The organism is Alicyclobacillus sp. ALC3, from assembly GCF_028751195.1.
Lineage (GTDB): Bacteria > Bacillota > Bacilli > Alicyclobacillales > Alicyclobacillaceae > Alicyclobacillus_L.
This window is the reverse complement of the sequence record NZ_CP066784.1, coordinates 3,034,604-3,051,334: the sequence shown is the minus strand read 5'-3', so window position 1 is coordinate 3,051,334 and position 16,731 is coordinate 3,034,604. Positions and strand designations below refer to the sequence as shown.

The window sequence follows — 16,731 nt, the reverse complement described above, 5'->3', positions numbered from 1 at the left end:
CCCGTATGTGCTGGTGTTCGGATCGATGGATACACGCATTTCCGCAAATCAAGACTTGGCGTCCGATTTTGTGTTGCTGGTGGTAGGTGCGGCTAGAAACTCCGGCATAATCCACGTCGTACCCGATGGTACACTAGCCTTGTCACTCAATGTGGCGGTCTGATATTGCCAGCCAAACGTACCGCTTTGAACAGGTGCACTGGCTGCACCGAGAACTTGGGACTTATTCGCGTTGAGGAATTTGAGTTCAACATAGCTGTTCGTTGCGTCCTGCCCCTTCACGTATCCCCCAATGGTGTACGTACGATAATCCGAATACCCAAAAAAAGTTTGTCCTAAGTGACGTCTTAAAAGGTCTTTCAAGCATCGTTGCCTATACTGGGTTCAGAGTTAACAACGGCAATGATACTTGCAGGCCTATCAGAATTCCCAAGTGGAGGAGATGATGAGGTGAATCGTAAATTCCGACTATCTGCGTTTGCCGCAACGGCCATTGCGCTCGGCGTTGTGGTGCACTTAGAGAGCAGTGGTCACTCAAGTGTGTTAGCGAGCACACAGCCCGTCCATGCATCTAACATCTCGCTGTCGAATGGTCAGATGAACGCAATCTGGCAACAAATCCAGCAACTCCTTTCTTCTCAGCAACAGAATCCTGGTTCAACTGTCACGATTACTGTACCGAGTTCATCTGCCGGGACAGGTGGAGTTCAAGGATACAGTGACGGTGATGGCGACTCCGGCTCTGGCTACGGGTCTGGATACGGCTATGGGCAAGTACCACAATCCCCGCAACTGCCAGCCGGAGTAGCTTCGGGTTCCTCAACTGTCAGCACGAGCGGCGCCCAAACCGTACCGCTATCCGCAAATACTCAAGCTTCACAGAATTGGGCCGGGTACATCGACACACCGACTGGCAACACCCCCTACACAAGCATCTCGGGAAGTTGGACAGTACCGACCATCTCAGGCAGCGCAAACAGCGCTGCTGCACAGTGGATTGGCCTTGGCGGCGTGACAACTAGGGACCTCTTGCAGATGGGCACAATTGAGGACTACCAGAACGGTCAGGCTGTCGCGCACGTGTTTTGGGAGAAGCTCCCGAACGCGGCGACAAACATCTTGACAGTCCCTGCGGGATCAACTGTCCACGCGAACATCTCGAAGTCAACAGGGAACACGTGGTTACTGACTGTAACGGCCAGGACTCCGTCCGGTTCGGTCAAGACGAAGACGGTCCCAGTATCGCTTTCCTCTGCGTACGCACAGGGAATTGGAACCAGTGCTGAGTGGATCAGCGAGGACCCCTCTGGAGTCAACAATAACCTGTACCCGCTCGCGAACATGGGGACGGTTCATTACACAGGTGCGACCGTAAACGGTAGTGCGCTGGGCGCGAGCGCAAACCAGGTGGCCCCCGTCGCGATGGTGGGCGGCTACGGCAACATCTTGGTCGCCCCATCAAATCTCGGTAGCGGCAATCGGTCTTTTTCTACACAGACCGTTCAAACGAGTTCCGGAGTGTACCAAGAAGTAGCGGGGAACTCACCGTCATACAGCGGGTCTGGCTACGGCAACGGTGAATCTGGCTACGCAAGCGGTGGCTCGGGCTACGCAAGCGGTGGCTCGGGCTACGCAAGCGATGGCTCGGGCTACGCAAGCGGTGGCTCGGGCTACGCAAGCGATGGCTCGGGATACGCAAGCAGTGGCTCTGGATACGGCAACGGTGAATCTGGCTACACAAGCGGTGGCTCGGGCTACCTGTCAGGATATCAAGGCTGGTAAGAGTTGACTCCTGCATGAGCAACTCCTGGCGTGAATGTCGCTGCAACGCCCTCAAAGCAGACGGACTAACCGGCTGACTTTGAGGGCGATTTCAACAACCCAACGGCCGTCGTCGAAGTCGTCAAGCTGTGCGTTCCTGCTTGTCGTACTGGCCAAAGACCCATTGATACAACCCTGCGTTTGCCAGTTGTAACATCGCAGTTAAAATTAATGGCAGGGCAAGTTCATTCATATCAAACAAGTAGCCACTGACCGTGGGTCCGACTGCGGAAGGCAGACGCATTGAGAGGGCATTTACGCTCGTTGCAAACCCTCGCCGGTTGTCCCGGGTAAGGCTTGCGCTGAGTGCTGTACGGTTCCCTTGTGTACCGCGATTCACTGCATTGCGCATGATGTATAACGCGGAAGCCAGTGCAAAGTTCGGCATCCAGGGCAATGTCAGCATCATCAGAGAGCCAATGACTCGCATCCATGTCACGGATTTCACCATGCCAATCCTGGTTGCCATCATGCCGTTGACAATGGAGAACAATCCCGTCGCAAGAAACCCAATAGACAGAGTAATTCCAATCGCACTCGTACTGACTCCATAGCGCAAGCTAAACCAGTACGCCATCATCGGTCCGGTTAGTCCGATAGCCAGACCGTTGATAGCATTGACAGCTGCCAGTTTCATCATAGAACGATTCTCTCTGCGGAGAATCTGGCTGTCATCGTCGCTTACCTTTGGATTCAAATTGGTTCGTTGCGGTTGCTCTATTGGTGCAGTTCGCTCTTCTTGCATAAATGCAATCACGGTAGCACACGCCACCGACAGAACTGCCACCACCACAAACACCGGCCTGTAATCAGTGAGCGGCGTCGGACCATGGACCAAGTCTGGCATGCCGCCCAAGAGGGAGCCAAACGCCATTCCGATAAATCCCACGGCGTTGTTCAAACTAAACACGCGTCCGCGCTCTGACCTTCCAACGACTCGGGCTAACCATGCTTGCTCGGCGGGACTGAATGGACCCGCCGCACCACTTTGTCCTCTGCCAAATCCCGCGATCACAATAGCGAGAATTAAAATCATGGCATGGCTCGTAAAACACGCTGCAACTGCAGCCATAATCGTTAGAGCCTCATAAATAAGCAGGAAAGGTTTGCGTCCGATTCGATCGCTCAGAACACCAACCGCCAAAATCAGTGCTGCTCCAACCAGACCAGCGACTGTTGTGACTCCACCAATCGAAGCGCCACTCCAGTGGAGGGCACGCAAATACAGCGTGATGTCAACGACCATCGCTCCCTGCCCAATGCTCCGAAGACCGCGAATCCAAATGAGTCTCCGAGCAATGGGGTGCATTGGGGTACGACTCATCCGCAGTACACCCCTCTCGTTCTTTCTAGTTGCCAAACAACACGAACCGCCTCGCGTATATCGAGACGGTTCGAATGTGCGCAGTTCGTGCGGGTGATGGGATGGAACCCACACAACCAACTTGGAAGGCTGGTGTTCTACCCGTTCATCGTACCACTCACGTCAAACTCTAGTCAGGTCATTTTGCTGATGAGTTTGTCGGGAATTTGGACGCCCCAAGTAAGAGAAGAACGAGTAAAATGAACACAACTACGGCACTCTCACAATGAACAAGACCAGCCGTGAATGTTGAGGGGGTTTATTCATGGGATTCTTTGATTCCCTGCGTCGTGCTGCGGAAGGCGTGAGCCAGGACGGACAGTATAGTGGCGATCACGTTTGCCCACGATGCCAAGACGCAATGCAGTATCATGGCGCCCACGCAATTCGTACCGGCGGGTTGAGCCGGGGGAGCGGTTTTGTCACCGACCTGCTGCTCGGTGGACGTGATGAGGAATTTCTGAACACCGCCATGGAGCGAAATGTTGCCGTCCACGTATTTGTGTGCCCGCAGTGTGGATCGATCGACTTCGTCAACGATCCACGACACGGATTCTAAAAAATAACCCGCAGATCATCGCGATCTGCGGGCTCCGCCAAAGCTCTGGAGTGCGTCTGCAAGCTCCTCTGGCCGTTCGAGCATGATGTAGTGACCGCACTGAGGGATGTCCCGGGCCATGACGTGAGTGTTCAACGTCTGCAGTCGCGTCTTAGCGTCCTTCGGCAGAAGCCGGTCCTGCGCTCCATACACAGCCAAAATCGGAATGTCGAGCCGAGAGAACGTAAGTTCCCCATCGTACGCGTGGCACGCCGCAAAGTCTGTATGCGCAGTCGCACTCGAGACGAGGCCCAACTCACCGCGCTCTTCTTCAAGCAAACCAGGATCGACAGACTTCGCATAGGAAGCGTAGAATAGCCCGTCCGGGAATTCGCCCTGCTGAAGAGCAGTCAGGACGCTCTCTCCGACCGGCAATCGTGCGTGGCTAGCGACAAGGACCAGACCACGGACGTGCGGGTTCATTGCTGCCAACTCAATCCCAATGAGCCCGCCCATCGAGTGTCCGACGACCACAACGTCCTCCGCCAAGTCACTCGAAATGATGGCCGCGTAGTCTGAAATGGTCTTCGGAACGAGCCCATGGTTCGAGCCGTGCCCTGGCAAATCCACTGCGATGCACTCGGAGCCCACTTCTGTCTGCAGCAGGCGTCTCCACTTACTGCGAGTCCCACCAGCGCCGTGCAGCAGTAGGAATTTCGACGGATGGTGCATGTATTCACCCCAAATTGGTCTGTCGCGTTCTGCTGCGAGGTCCTGCTACACCTCGTCAGCGTCGTCGAGCAGTGTCGAAACCATCGACAGCAGTTCCTGCATTCTGTCGCGCGCTAACTCTCCGTCGCGATACAAGATAGCATCCATAACCGCCTTGTGCCGTTCTAGCGCAACTTGAAGAGGCGGGTGGTCAGCCCGGCCTGGTTTGTTTTTCAGCACAGACATCGTTGCCATGCGGCTATACTCTAGCGCGCTGCGAAGTGTCTGCACCAAGGTCACCATGAGGTTGTTGTGCGACGCGAGCAGTATACAGTTGTGGAATTCGTAGTCTGCCCCCACCCATTCCGACACATTTCCGACAGCGTACTGGAGTTGCGCAAAACGCTGCTGGATGGCCTTGATGTCTTCACTCGTGGCGTTGTGCGCTGCAAGTTGAACTGCGGCCGGTTCGATTGCTCGGCGTATCTCCATCAGTTCCCGCAGCACTTTGCGGTTGGGTTTACCATCGAGTGCCCAGCGCAAGACATCAATGTCCCACCACTGCCACTCCACAACTGGTCGCACGGTGGTGCCAACTTTCGGCTGCGAGCCGATGAGCTTACGCGCCTCGAGTCCTTTGTACGCCTCGCGCGTAACCGTTCGACTGACGCCCATTTGCTTGCTGAGGAGTTCGACTGGGGGGAGAGCGTCACCGGACGTTAGTTCTCCCCCTACGATTTGCTGGCCAATCTCGTTCATGAGCTGTTCGCTCAGGTTTTGCGATCGCATCTGCATTGCCCTTCTCTTAGTTGAGATATCCACAATTACTCATATTATATGCAAGTGAAGTGTTGTCAATTTACAACGGCCAAGCCCCATCCGGCACACCATACTGACTAAAGATGTAGTCGCGTGAGCTTGAAGCGAGGCTGCGAATTCGGTCGAGGTCAATGTCAAGCAATCGACCGTTGCGCTTGACAGCCTTACCCGCAACAAACACAGAGTCTACATTGCCTGTGTGCGCGCTCAGAACCACCGCGCCAATTGGGTCATTGACCGGACTGAGGTTGATGTCTGTCGCCCGGATGAGCACGACATCCGCCTGCTTTCCTAGCGAAAGTGACCCCACTTTGCCGCCCAACTGAAGCGCTTTCGCGCCATCGATGGTTGCGAACTCAAGCACATCGCGCGCGCTCAGAGGCAGGCGTTCCGGCATCTCACCACGCCGCAGAACGGTCTCATTGATACGCGAGCGCTCCGCCTGAATCATAAACTTCATCTGCGCGAACATATCGCCACCTGTGGATGTGACGACATCAATGCCAAGCGTTGGCCGGCCCCCGTGCTTCGTCAGTTTACCGGTCAGCGGATAACCGTGTCCCATCATCATCTCGACTTCCGGTGTCACTGACACCGAGGCTCCAGTGTCCGCAATCATCTTGTACTCCTCGTCGCTGATGGAATTGACGTGTACAAGGTTAAGGTCCGGTCCGAGCAAACCGGCGTTATTCATGCGTTCAATCGATCGGTCTGCCGACCCCCATGACCCGAAGCCGACATGCATCGAGCACACCGCTCCAAGTTCGCGTGCGAGCTCAATGTCGTGCACAGTAGCTTCCCAAGACGAAAACTCAGGGCCACGGATGGCGAGACCCAGTGTAAGTAGTTGATCGTCTGAGGAGAAGTACTGCTTCTTCAGTCGAACACAGTCATCCGACTGCTTGAGCGTGCTCTCCCGGTGCCAGAAGTCGCCCGCATTGAGAAGGGGTGTGCCATAGGCAAAAACAGCGCGAATACCAGCCTCTTGAAGACCTCGGACCATTTCGTCGGCGTGTTCGGGAGAATTGATCATCGACCAGTCGAGCAGTGTCGTGATGCCTGCGTCCAGCGCTTCGAGCGCGCCGAGCAAATTGCCAATGTAGACGTCTTGTGGCCGAAGTGTACCACCGAGCCCGCCAAAGTACAGGTGGTTCAGATACGTCGGTAACGTCCAGTCGGCGCCAGCGTTGCGGATGACCGCTTCCCAGACGTGTCTGTGCGTGTCCACAAATCCCGGGATGACAATCATGCCTTTGGCATCGACAACCGCACACTCCGCACCCACCTCGATGTTTGGACCAACCTGCGCGATGATTCCGTCTTCGATCAACACATCTGCGCTCGCAAAGTTCCCGAGCGACGGGTCCATCGTCAAGACGCACCCGTTTTGAATCAGCATCCGCTGCCCCATCCTAATCCTCTCCCTTTCCTACTGTCAGTGCCTACACCAGCGACTGCTCAAAGGCTGTTCCCCAACGCGTAATGCACTCGTCGGTTCCCCACACACGTGGTTTTTGCGGGAAGTTCTCATGCCAGGGCCGCGGTTCAAACATGCCAAGCTCTGGGACGTAGATGTCTGCATCGGTGAAGAGTTCAATCATATTTCCATCCGGATCCCGGTGGTAGGTCGCGATGTTGTGGCCCGCACCGTGACGAGACGGTCCCCAGAGAATGGGGATGCCGTTGCGGCTTAGTTCGTCCATGGACCGGATGAGGTGGCTATAGTCCCGGAGTTCGAGCGCTAGGTGGTGCATCTCTTTGCGGTCGGACGTGCAGAAATTCAATACGTGATGGTCTCGGTTGCAGGTCATAAAGCCGAAAAAGTCCTCAATCCAGTCCGTGTTGATAAAGCCAAACTGCTTGTAATACTCGACCGACCGCTCTGCGTCTTTCACGCGCACAGACAGGTGCCCGACTTTGTTCGGGGCTACCCCCTGCGCCTTGAACCCGTGTTCCACCACTTGCATCTCCGGAAACAAGTGAACGGTATAGCCATCGATGTCCGTAAACTCAACGAGTTCTGTGATGCCACGCAGAACATTCGTTCGGACCGTCGCAGGAATACCCGCGCCCTCGAGTTCAGCAGCTGCAGCCGCAACCGAAATGCCGGGCCTCAGTTGCAATCCAAACCCTTTGATACCAGGCTGCTCGTCCGCTGTCAGCACGACGTTGTGGTGGTCAATGGAAGTGCTTACATAAGCGCTGCTAGCATCCTGATGAGTAACCGAAAAGCCCAGTACATCTGAGTAGTACTTCACCATCCGCGCTAAATTCGGTGTGCCAAAGTGCACATAACCTAAGCGAAAAACCTGAACCATGCTCTCACCCTCTCATTCGCAGTCACTACTGTCTCCCTCTTACACAACCCGATTGCGCTGCACACCGAGGTCGACACGACCATCTAGGGTCTTGACCTCACACACCACCTCGTCGCCGGCTGACAGATACTGCGTCCGCTTGCTCTGACTAGACAGCAGTACGCCCTCCTTCTCTGCGTACGCAACTGTCGAATTCGATAGGACAGAGAGTTCATCTGGTTTGAGATTGAGTGCCACACCGCCCGGTGTGCCAGTCAGAATCAAGTCGCCAGGCGCAAGGTCCATGACTCCGGACAGCTCCGTCAGTGTCTCCTCCGGTTTAAACAGAAGCTGACTAGTGTGCGCGGATTGACGGAGTTCACCGTTTACAAACAGTTTCAACTCGAGGTTGTGGACCACGGCGGCCTCTCCCTCGTCAAACAGGTAGAGATACGGCCCGGTCGGACAAAATGTCCGGAAACTCTTTCCTTTTAGCCATTGACCTTCGAGAAGCTGCACATCGCGGGCAGACACGTCGTTCGCGATCACGATGCCAGCTACATACTCAAGGAAATTTTCCGCCGTGACGACCGTGCGTTTTGTGAGTGGGCTCTTAATGACCAGCCCGACTTCAACCTCGTAATCGAGAAGCCTCACACCTTCGGGTCGGACAATCTCGCTTTCGGCTCCAGTGAGCGAACTGTCTGCCTTCATGAAGATCAGGTTGAAATCCGGGCGCTGCGGCTCGAATCCGGCTTCAGCTCGGTGACTGGAGTAGTTCGCACCCTGACAGACAATGCGCGATGGTACAGTCACCGGACTCAGCCAAGTGACGTCGGTACGCTTCACCGTCTCGTCTCCAGACCACGTCACCTGACCGCGGCTTGCGAGCATATCCGCCAACGTGGGGTAGCCACCCGGAATGACGTGAATTTCATCGCCCGCCACAGTGCCCCAACGAATCCCCTGCGAATCCCGAAAACGTACAACCTGAATGCCCAAGTTTGTAGCCCCTCTCCACTCTAGTTGACAAATAATTTGGTCTAATTTAAATAATAATATCAAATGATTTATAAATCAAGACTTGATGTTGTCGGCTGACAGCGCTATCATCGCAATCATCATACCATAATACCAAACAGTTTGGAGGGTGCGCGGATGGAGTTTGCAGTGTTAAACGGCAGTTTGCGATCCAAATCGTACAACCAAGCTCTGATCGACACGATGGACGAACGCTACCGTGATAAATTTCAACTAAAGCAATTAAGCATGGCGCAACTACCCTACTTCAATCAAGACCAAGAACTAAATCCACCGGAAGTTGTGCAACAGTTCAAAGGTCACCTACGCATGGCAGACGCCATCGTGATGGCTACACCAGAATTCAACTGGTCCATTCCTGGTATCCTCAAGAACGCACTGGACTGGGCGTCGCGCGGAGAACTGGTCCTCGTCAACAAGCCCGCCCTCATCGTCGGGGCGTCGACCGGAATGATTGGCACCCTGCGTGCGCAGTTACATTTGCGCCAGGTTCTCAGCGCGCCTGGACTCTCCTGCAGAACGCTGCCACCCGGGGGAAACGAAGTATTGGTCACGTTTGCAGAGCAGAAGTTCGACGTTTCGGGTCGACTGACGGACCCAGCCACTCTGGCTTTTCTCGACAGCGTCGTTGAAAAGTTTCTCGCCTTCATCTAGTATCGACGGGTATCAGCGAGATTCCGGGGGGTCGAGCGATACAATCTGGATGTCAATGTGCGGGTATGGTAAGCCGAGTGATTCACGCAGGTAAGTCGCCAGTCGCTGATGTACTTGCAGCGCAGCCGCGCGTATGTCCGGCTGCCACTTGGCATGCACGAGCAGTTGAAACTTCGCGTCATCCGCCGACAAGTGCAGGCTTTTCAGCCGCAAGTTCTGTGTATCGTGCCGCATGAACAGTTCGATGCACTGTCGCACCGCCCGTTTGCTGATGAAGACACTGCCACTTGCAAAGATGGGGCGCACCACAATTGGGGTTGTTTCTGAGACCGTGCCTGACACCGGGACCCGCAGCTTGTGTAACATTCGCTCCATGTACGACACAAGCGGGCCAGACCCTTTGATTTGCGTCTGACGCACAGGGACAGAGTGCATCCCCTGATTGCGTTTTGACGACGCGTATTGGATGCTCTCCAGACTGACCAAGTCCTCGAACTCTAACCAGGAAACCTGCATGGAAGAAAGCCCGAGAGCTTGGCAAATCTGCAGCACCATGTTGCGCGATGTACCAAGAATCAGACAAGCAGCGGGATCGATCTGCTGCAAAACGTGTTGTACCTGTGCCCTGTGCAGAGCGTCGTGAAAAACAGCACGGCGCACTGCCGCGATTCGGTTGGGCTCGAACTTGGCGGAGAAACCTGCCGCAATCCCCCCGTTGAAAATCAACAGACCATCGTCAAGGATACACGTCACATCCAGGTCCCGCGCAATGTCGAGCGCGTGATAACTCTTCCCGCTGCCGCTGCGGCCAACCAGTCCGTACACCTTCATTGGGGCACCGCTGTTACCACCCATTGCGCTGTCAGAACCGTGCCCGGCGTTTCTCGCGAAACGCCTGCACACCTTCACGAAAGTCTGTGCTGTCCACCCACGAGCCAGACTCGCTCGCGTTGCCCGATGTCAGCGCCTTCACATTGTGTTTCACCGCCAGTAACGAGGCCCGCGACTGCAACGCCATCTTCCGACAGATCGCGATCGTCTCCGAACTTAGGCTCTCAACCGGGCACAGGTAGTTGAGCAAGCCAGACTGGAGGGCTTGCTCGGCATCGAAAGAGCGCGCTGTGTATACGAGGTCCTTGGTCCGGCTCGGCCCAATCGTCCCGACTAACCTGCGCAGAAACGGCTCTTGTAAGGTAATCCCGAGTTTCCCCACAGGCATCCCGAACTTGGCTCGTTCTGTTCCGATGCGAATATCGCAAGCGAGCGCAAGCACAAAGCCAGCCCCGTACGCTGGTCCATTGATGGAGGCAATGGTCGGCAGCGACAAGTCTTCAATGCGACGAATTGCGCTCTCCATCGTCTCAAACGCGGCATTTGCACCCTCGGCGCTGAGCGTCGAAAACTCGATAATATCGCTGCCAGCTGTAAACTCAGCACCAGCGCCGCGGAGAACCAGGAACCGCGTCTTCACAGGGAGGTTTTGCACCCAGTCACCAATGGTCTGCCACATATTCTGCGTCAGTGCATTTCTGCGATGAGGTCGGTCTATCGTTATGACACACATGGGGCCAGCCAGTTGCAGGCGCAGTGTCCCTTGTTCGTTGAATCGTTCAACAACGACTTTCATCCTGCACCTCCTAGGCAGACTCACAGATCGTCAGCCAATCGCGATGACTTTTCCTGCGATTATCATATCATATTATTTAATTTTCCGTGTTGTTTGTTTCGCCGCACAACTCAGTATATGATTCAATGGCTCTCCCATACCAGGAGACCAATCGCTGCGAATAAGCACAGAAGAATTGCGCCAATGGGGTTGAGGAGGTTGTAAAGTTCCTGGGACACCATTGTCATCACATCCTTTCAATGTTCCTGTCATTCCACACTCCAATGGTGTGGTCATTGAACTCCGGTGAGGGTGTTTAGGGTCGTCGCAATTGTACGGGTTTATAGTGGAGCTTGATTCTCGAAACGCCCTTGAATTGCCGCAGATGACAACGCGATAGCAGCACACTACCTCGTAAATCTCTCACAGAGAGATTTCCTCAAGACGCTTAAGAGACTGCGGGATGCGTACACTTGATGATGGGATGATTTGCAACCCAAGATACGAAAGGCTACCAAACAAACCTGTAACCATGCTCACGTGCAACAAGAATGCCCACAGCGCCGTATGATTTGTCCAGATTAGGGTAGCACCGCTAAGCGCGACCAAAATCACAAAGACCAACGTGAGCCAGCTCCCTACATACAGGTCAGGGTGCTCCTTTCGCATACGACTCGCTTGCACCCACAGATAGACAATCAAACCCGCGAGTCCCAAAGCCACGGCCCGATGCACAATGTCCACCAAAAAGACTGAGCCCGAATGCACTTCGGTGGGTAATGGCCAACCGCGAAAGCCAGAGCCATCACCCGTACTCGATACAAATGCGCCGTAGTACATTGCGACATACATGTAGACTAAGGTAAACCAGACCGCACGGGTGAATGGACCCTTGCGGACCGGTTGACGCAACCGGATGGCACCGGCCTCATCACGGGCGTTGTTGTCACGAAGTGAGCGGCCAATTTGAAGCAGAACAACAACGAGCAGCAACACACCGACAAAGGCTAACAATGAGCAGCCGAAATGAAAGGCCAAAAACCACGCTGGATCACCATAGATGACCCCCAACGCACCAAGGCCTGCCTGAACAAACACAAATCCTACTGCAATCGCGATTGTTGCCTTGACCTCCGGCCAGTATCGATACAGCCGCCACGCAAGTCCCGACGTCCCTAACAACAGAACGGTCACCACCCCGACCAATGCCCGGTGGGTGAATTCGATCAGCGTCTTTATACCCCACGCGTGCGGTATAACGGCACCGTTACAAAGCGGCCAATCATGCCCGCACCCCAGAGCTGAACCCGTCTCTGTATCTACAAACCCAACAATGTTCACAGCAAATAGTCCAATCAAGGTCAGGATCGAAAGTATGAGTGTCACTCTGTACCATGTGGATGACAGTTTTATCATTGCTACCCCCTTCATAGGTATTCAGTCCTACTTTCTAGTGACGTGCAGTACACCGAGTCCGTGCTGATACACCATAGTACCGCCGAGGTGACCGGTAATCGTGACGAGTATCACTGCAACCATGGAAAGCAACCAACCAATCCAGGAGACCTTTTGTACGCGTCCGAAGAATATCTGAGCGAACAGAGCAAGGACAACAAACACGCCGGTCACTTCACCATCGTGCTTATGCGCTTGGAGCATAGGCATCACAGCGCGAGGTATCGTGTCGTAAGATTCACTGATGACACCTGCAACTCCGGCGGCGATTGTCGCTACAATACCTAAAAACAGGAAAAGCACGAACGCTTTTACCCAAAACTTTTCCCGACGCCGAAACAACCCTACCAAACCAAACAGTCCAGCTAAATAGATGATCGATATGGTGAAGTGAATGACCATCGGATGAATGGTAGGGGGGAACATGTGATAGAGCCAGCTAAGATTCATTTTACTTCTTCCTCCTCGGTCACTCGAAACAAAGGTTGCTCTGATGACAGACTGCCCTCAAACAGCGACCCGTTCGGCATTCTCTCAAACACAGACGATTGCGTTGCCATATTAACTGACTCGTACGCCCTTCACTCAGTTCATTCAATCTTGCATCTCTTAAACCAGCTGCACACCCGTGGACGTGCCAAGGCGACGTCACTGGGGTCAAAAGGTTAACCTGTGCAAGTACTTGTGAACTTTGTGTTGGATTATGTCGTCTTGTATCGCGGAGGGAAAAATTCCTCACTGCTTTACGCAGTAAGTTGGTTTACAACAGTGAAGGGGATGTATATGTTGCAGCGTTATACGAAATTGATTGGAGTTGGAGCGGTTCTGTTTCCGCTTCTCACAGGATGCGCACTCGCCGGGCCGACCAGCAACGCTGCGAAAAGCAACTCTACGCCACCAGCAAAACCGGCCGTTGCCAAAAAGGCTGGACAAGCACTGCCGTACGGGGCCACAAAAGCCAGCAGTATCTTGCCTGGCGACGTCCTTATCGCCGACTCCAGCAACAACCGAATATTGCTTGTTACGCCAGGCAAGAAAATCGTTTGGCAATACCCTGCGCCTGGACAAAAATCAGGACTCGTGGACGACGACGACGTGTTTTTTGGGCCAAAATTCGACGAAATCATTACGAACGAAGAAAATAACAACGCCCTGGCCATTATCAACTTCAAATCTCGAAAAATCGTTTGGCAATACGGCCATCCAGGCGTCGCGGGCTCAGCTCCCGGCTACCTGAACACGCCTGATGACGCCTTCCTCTATAACAAAGGGGGTAAGAACGTCATTACTGTGGCCGATATCCGAAATCAGCGGATCTTGTTCATTAACAGGAAAACCAAATCCATCATCAAGCAATACGGACAGACTGGAGTGCAGAGGGTCAATCCACCGATCACATATGGAGCGCCCAATGGGGATTTTCCAGCACCAAACGGGGGAATGTTGGTCACACAGATTAACGGCAACGATGCAATTCGTCTCAATAAGAACGGAAAAATCTTGTGGACTGTCCACTTCCCAAGCCAATTCAGTTACCCTTCGGACGCGAATTTCACGCCTCACGGCAATGTGATTGTCGCTTTTTACACCAATCCAGGAGCCATCGTGAAAATGTCTCCTTCTGGCAAGGTGCTCTGGAGCTATAGTCCTACATCCGGTCCCGGAGAACTCAATCACCCGTCTCTCGTCACAGAACTCCCCAATGGCATGGTACTACTCAACGACGACTACCACGACCGCGTGATTGTGATTAATCCAAAGACGAACAAGATTGTCTGGCAGTACGGTCATACTGGCGTACCAGGCACAGCGCCAGGCTACCTGCACATTCCCGACGGTGTCGACTTCTTACCGGCAGGAATTACACCAGGAGGAAATAACCCGATTGGCCACCACCTCTGGAGTTACCCCGGCAACGGCTATTAAGAGTTGACCTGCCGCGTTGCAAACGACGTCAGTTGCACGCCGCACCCCGAAGGACGAGGAACACCACTAGGGCGCATAACTCAAGCCAACCACTAAAGCCAGATTCCCCGCCATGCGATCAGGCGGGGATTTTTCACAGTGACAACCCCACACCTGCTGAGGCAGTGGAAAGCCGAGTTGGAGATGCGGGCAGTGTTCCAGAACAGAAAATATTTTCAACTCATGCAAACGTGAAACATGTCTATCCCTCATTCCGTCTATTTATCAGACGTGGTCTGTTTTCCTCGCATTCCGTCGGAGCATGTCGGTGATCACTGAAGCAGGTCGTATGCTGCGCCACATCCCCAGCGATCGTGATTCTTACTCAGTACGAACAATGGGTTTCTCACACGCAAGAATGACTCGTGGGCTTGACCCTCACCGAGATCGGAGTGGACACACACATGCCCAAACCAGCCAATGGTCACCGACGTTACATAGCGGGACTAGACGGACTGAGAGCCTTCGCAGTCTTCGCCGTGATCGCATATCATCTGAACCTTAGGTTCGCTCCCGGCGGGCTTATTGGTGTCGGCGTGTTCTTTGTGTTATCAGGTTACCTGATCACGGACATCCTTCTCGGTCAATGGAAAACAGATGGGCACCCACTGCTTGCCGATTTCTGGATTCGGCGGGCACGCAGGTTACTGCCCGCATTGCTCACGATGTTGCTTGTAGTGGTTCTGTGGGTTTGTTTGTTCGACCGCGTGCAAGTAGTCGCACTTCGCGGCGACGTAATTGCCGCTCTCCTCTACATCAGCAATTGGTGGTTTATTTTCCATAAGGTATCCTACTTCTCCAGTTTTGGTCGTCCATCCCCTCTCGGGCACCTGTGGTCACTGGCAGTTGAGGAACAATTTTATCTGGTTTGGCCCTTGGTACTCAGTTTTGGACTGCGATTTATACGACGGCGCGGATGGTGGGTTTCCATCATACTCGCTATGAGTCTAGTGTCCAGTTTGGCGATGGCGCTGATCTACCAACCCGGCTCGGATCCGAGTCGGGTGTACTATGGGACGGATACGCGCGCCTTTGCCCTACTCATCGGTGCTGCACTCGCCTTCACTTGGCCGAGCGAGCGCCTCCAAACCGGCACCCCCCGCTACCGTGTCCTGGTGCTCGACTTCTTCGGGGCCCTTGGCATCCTGTTTATCGTGCTCATGATTTGGCGGACAAATGAGTATGGCACCTTTCTCTACCGTGGCGGACTCGTGCTTGCCGCTCTGGCGACCGCGGTCACCATCGCAGCAATTGTGCACCCAGCAAGTCAACTGGGTAAACTGTTGGGATGGAAACCCTTGAGGTGGCTGGGAGTTCGCTCGTATGGAATCTATTTGTGGCACTACCCAGTCATCGTACTCACGAGCCCCATTGTAAGTACGGGTACAAATGTGGTACGCGACGGTTTACAAGTCATCGCCAGCATATGCCTCGCGGCCCTCTCTTGGCGGTATATTGAATCTCCCATACGCACACATCGGTTCACACCACTGGCCAAGGCAGACAAACTGCCTCGTACCGGGCGGCTAGCGCTATCTCGCCGCCCATGGTTCGTGCCGCTCACGGGAATTCTTGTCGTCTCGATATGTATCGGGACGGTCGAATTAGCACCGGGATCAACATCTAGTGCGGCCACGACAGTCAACACCATTCAGCCTTCGAAGGCAGTTGTGCCCGTTCCCAAGCGTAAGGGACAGACACCCACTGGGACTCACAGGAGCGCAGATAGCGCCGGCAAGCAAAAACCGGGGACGCCTGGCCGCGCCGCAACGAAAGACGAAACCGGTGTGAAGACCTCTCAGCCAACGCACCATACGTCGAACTCGCACAGCGCTACGGAGAACAAGACGCCCCCACAGGGTGGCGAGCAAAAGCCTTCTGGACAAACACAGCCAGGTGGACAACCAGGAACGACCAAAACGACACAATCACGGTCAGGTGTGGGAATAACCGCGATCGGCGACTCAATCATGATAGACGCGACTCCGTACCTGAAGCAGTTGTTCCCTGGCATCGTAGTCGATGCTAAGATTGGCCGCCAGATGATCCATGCCCAGACTGTCGTGAACACCTTAAAGTCAGAAGGCGAGTTAGGTAACCGGGTAATCATCGAACTAGGGACGAACGGCCCGTTCACAGAACAGCAGCTAATATCACTGTTGAATTCGCTCGGTCCTGTGAAGCAGGTGGTCCTCGTCAACACGCGCGTACCACGTCCATGGGAGACCGACGTGAATCAGGTCCTGGCGAAGGTAGCGTCAACGTACCCAAATACGACGCTCGTCAATTGGTACGCTGCCAGCGCGGGCAAAAACTCATATTTTTACCCTGACGGGGTTCATTTGAATCCGGTTGGCGCGAGCTATTTCGCATCACTGATTGCGCACGCTTTGAACGCTCCAAGTTCGTAATATCGGTTACGAGGGAATCTTGTACGCAGCACTCCGTCCGTAGACGGAAC

At 54.2% G+C, this 16,731-nt stretch carries 16 protein-coding genes; 5 read left to right on the top strand and 11 right to left on the bottom strand.

The features are described from left to right. Window positions 1-48: 48 nt before the first annotated feature. Window positions 49-282 (bottom strand): hypothetical protein, encoded by a 234-nt coding sequence (locus JC200_RS14040; RefSeq protein ID WP_274432309.1) that lies wholly within the window; start codon window positions 280-282, stop codon window positions 49-51. Between the two features lie 168 nt (window positions 283-450). Here JC200_RS14040 and JC200_RS14035 point away from each other — a divergent pair, with 168 nt between their 5' ends. Then, the gene (locus tag JC200_RS14035) at window positions 451-1,782 is read left to right on the top strand and encodes a hypothetical protein (protein WP_274432308.1); all 1,332 of its coding nucleotides are present in this window, start codon (window positions 451-453) and stop codon (window positions 1,780-1,782) included. Between the two features lie 121 nt (window positions 1,783-1,903). On the opposite strand, the gene JC200_RS14030 is transcribed toward JC200_RS14035, so the two are convergent. Then, the gene (locus tag JC200_RS14030) at window positions 1,904-3,145 is read right to left on the bottom strand and encodes an MFS transporter (RefSeq protein WP_274432307.1); all 1,242 of its coding nucleotides are present in this window, start codon (window positions 3,143-3,145) and stop codon (window positions 1,904-1,906) included. A gap of 304 nt (window positions 3,146-3,449) precedes the next feature. On the opposite strand from JC200_RS14030, the gene JC200_RS14025 reads away from it, so the two are divergent. Next, the gene (locus JC200_RS14025; protein ID WP_274432306.1) at window positions 3,450-3,743 is read left to right on the top strand and encodes a hypothetical protein; all 294 of its coding nucleotides are present in this window, start codon (window positions 3,450-3,452) and stop codon (window positions 3,741-3,743) included. A 15-nt stretch (window positions 3,744-3,758) separates the two neighbouring features. Here the strand turns inward: JC200_RS14025 and JC200_RS14020 are convergent, their stop codons facing one another. From JC200_RS14020 to JC200_RS14000, 5 genes are all read right to left on the bottom strand, one after another. After that, the gene (locus tag JC200_RS14020; protein ID WP_274432305.1) at window positions 3,759-4,454 is read right to left on the bottom strand and encodes an alpha/beta fold hydrolase; all 696 of its coding nucleotides are present in this window, start codon (window positions 4,452-4,454) and stop codon (window positions 3,759-3,761) included. A 45-nt stretch (window positions 4,455-4,499) separates the two neighbouring features. Beyond that, window positions 4,500-5,228 (bottom strand): FadR/GntR family transcriptional regulator, encoded by a 729-nt coding sequence (locus tag JC200_RS14015; RefSeq protein ID WP_274432304.1) that lies wholly within the window; start codon window positions 5,226-5,228, stop codon window positions 4,500-4,502. Between the two features lie 64 nt (window positions 5,229-5,292). Continuing rightward, complete coding sequence (locus tag JC200_RS14010) at window positions 5,293-6,663, bottom strand: amidohydrolase family protein (protein ID WP_274432303.1); 1,371 nt, start codon at window positions 6,661-6,663, stop codon at window positions 5,293-5,295. 31 nt (window positions 6,664-6,694) lie between these two features. Continuing rightward, on the bottom strand, window positions 6,695-7,570 hold the full coding sequence (locus JC200_RS14005; RefSeq protein WP_274432302.1) for a VOC family protein: 876 nt from the start codon (window positions 7,568-7,570) through the stop codon (window positions 6,695-6,697). Window positions 7,571-7,609: 39 nt separating this feature from the next. After that, complete coding sequence (locus tag JC200_RS14000) at window positions 7,610-8,551, bottom strand: fumarylacetoacetate hydrolase family protein (protein ID WP_274432301.1); 942 nt, start codon at window positions 8,549-8,551, stop codon at window positions 7,610-7,612. A 156-nt stretch (window positions 8,552-8,707) separates the two neighbouring features. Here JC200_RS14000 and JC200_RS13995 point away from each other — a divergent pair, with 156 nt between their 5' ends. Continuing rightward, window positions 8,708-9,244: an NADPH-dependent FMN reductase gene (locus JC200_RS13995; RefSeq protein WP_274432300.1), complete on the top strand. Its 537-nt coding sequence runs from the start codon at window positions 8,708-8,710 to the stop codon at window positions 9,242-9,244. A 12-nt stretch (window positions 9,245-9,256) separates the two neighbouring features. On the opposite strand, the gene JC200_RS13990 is transcribed toward JC200_RS13995, so the two are convergent. From JC200_RS13990 to JC200_RS13975, 4 genes are all read right to left on the bottom strand, one after another. Continuing rightward, a complete protein-coding gene (locus JC200_RS13990) occupies window positions 9,257-10,075 on the bottom strand; it encodes a hypothetical protein (protein ID WP_274432299.1) in 819 nt (272 codons plus the stop codon). A gap of 31 nt (window positions 10,076-10,106) precedes the next feature. Then, complete coding sequence (locus tag JC200_RS13985) at window positions 10,107-10,871, bottom strand: enoyl-CoA hydratase/isomerase family protein (RefSeq protein ID WP_274432298.1); 765 nt, start codon at window positions 10,869-10,871, stop codon at window positions 10,107-10,109. A 402-nt stretch (window positions 10,872-11,273) separates the two neighbouring features. Next, a complete protein-coding gene (locus tag JC200_RS13980) occupies window positions 11,274-12,266 on the bottom strand; it encodes a COX15/CtaA family protein (protein WP_274432297.1) in 993 nt (330 codons plus the stop codon). A 27-nt stretch (window positions 12,267-12,293) separates the two neighbouring features. Continuing rightward, entirely contained in the window at window positions 12,294-12,755 is a 462-nt protein-coding gene (locus JC200_RS13975; RefSeq protein ID WP_274432296.1) for a DUF2231 domain-containing protein, read from the bottom strand. 336 nt (window positions 12,756-13,091) lie between these two features. Here JC200_RS13975 and JC200_RS13970 point away from each other — a divergent pair, with 336 nt between their 5' ends. Together JC200_RS13970 and JC200_RS13965 are read left to right on the top strand one after the other, a co-directional pair. After that, window positions 13,092-14,231, top strand: a complete 1,140-nt coding sequence (locus tag JC200_RS13970; protein ID WP_274432295.1) for an outer membrane protein assembly factor BamB family protein — start codon at window positions 13,092-13,094, stop codon at window positions 14,229-14,231. A 443-nt stretch (window positions 14,232-14,674) separates the two neighbouring features. Then, entirely contained in the window at window positions 14,675-16,681 is a 2,007-nt protein-coding gene (locus JC200_RS13965) for an acyltransferase family protein (protein WP_274432294.1), read from the top strand. Window positions 16,682-16,731 lie beyond the last annotated feature (50 nt).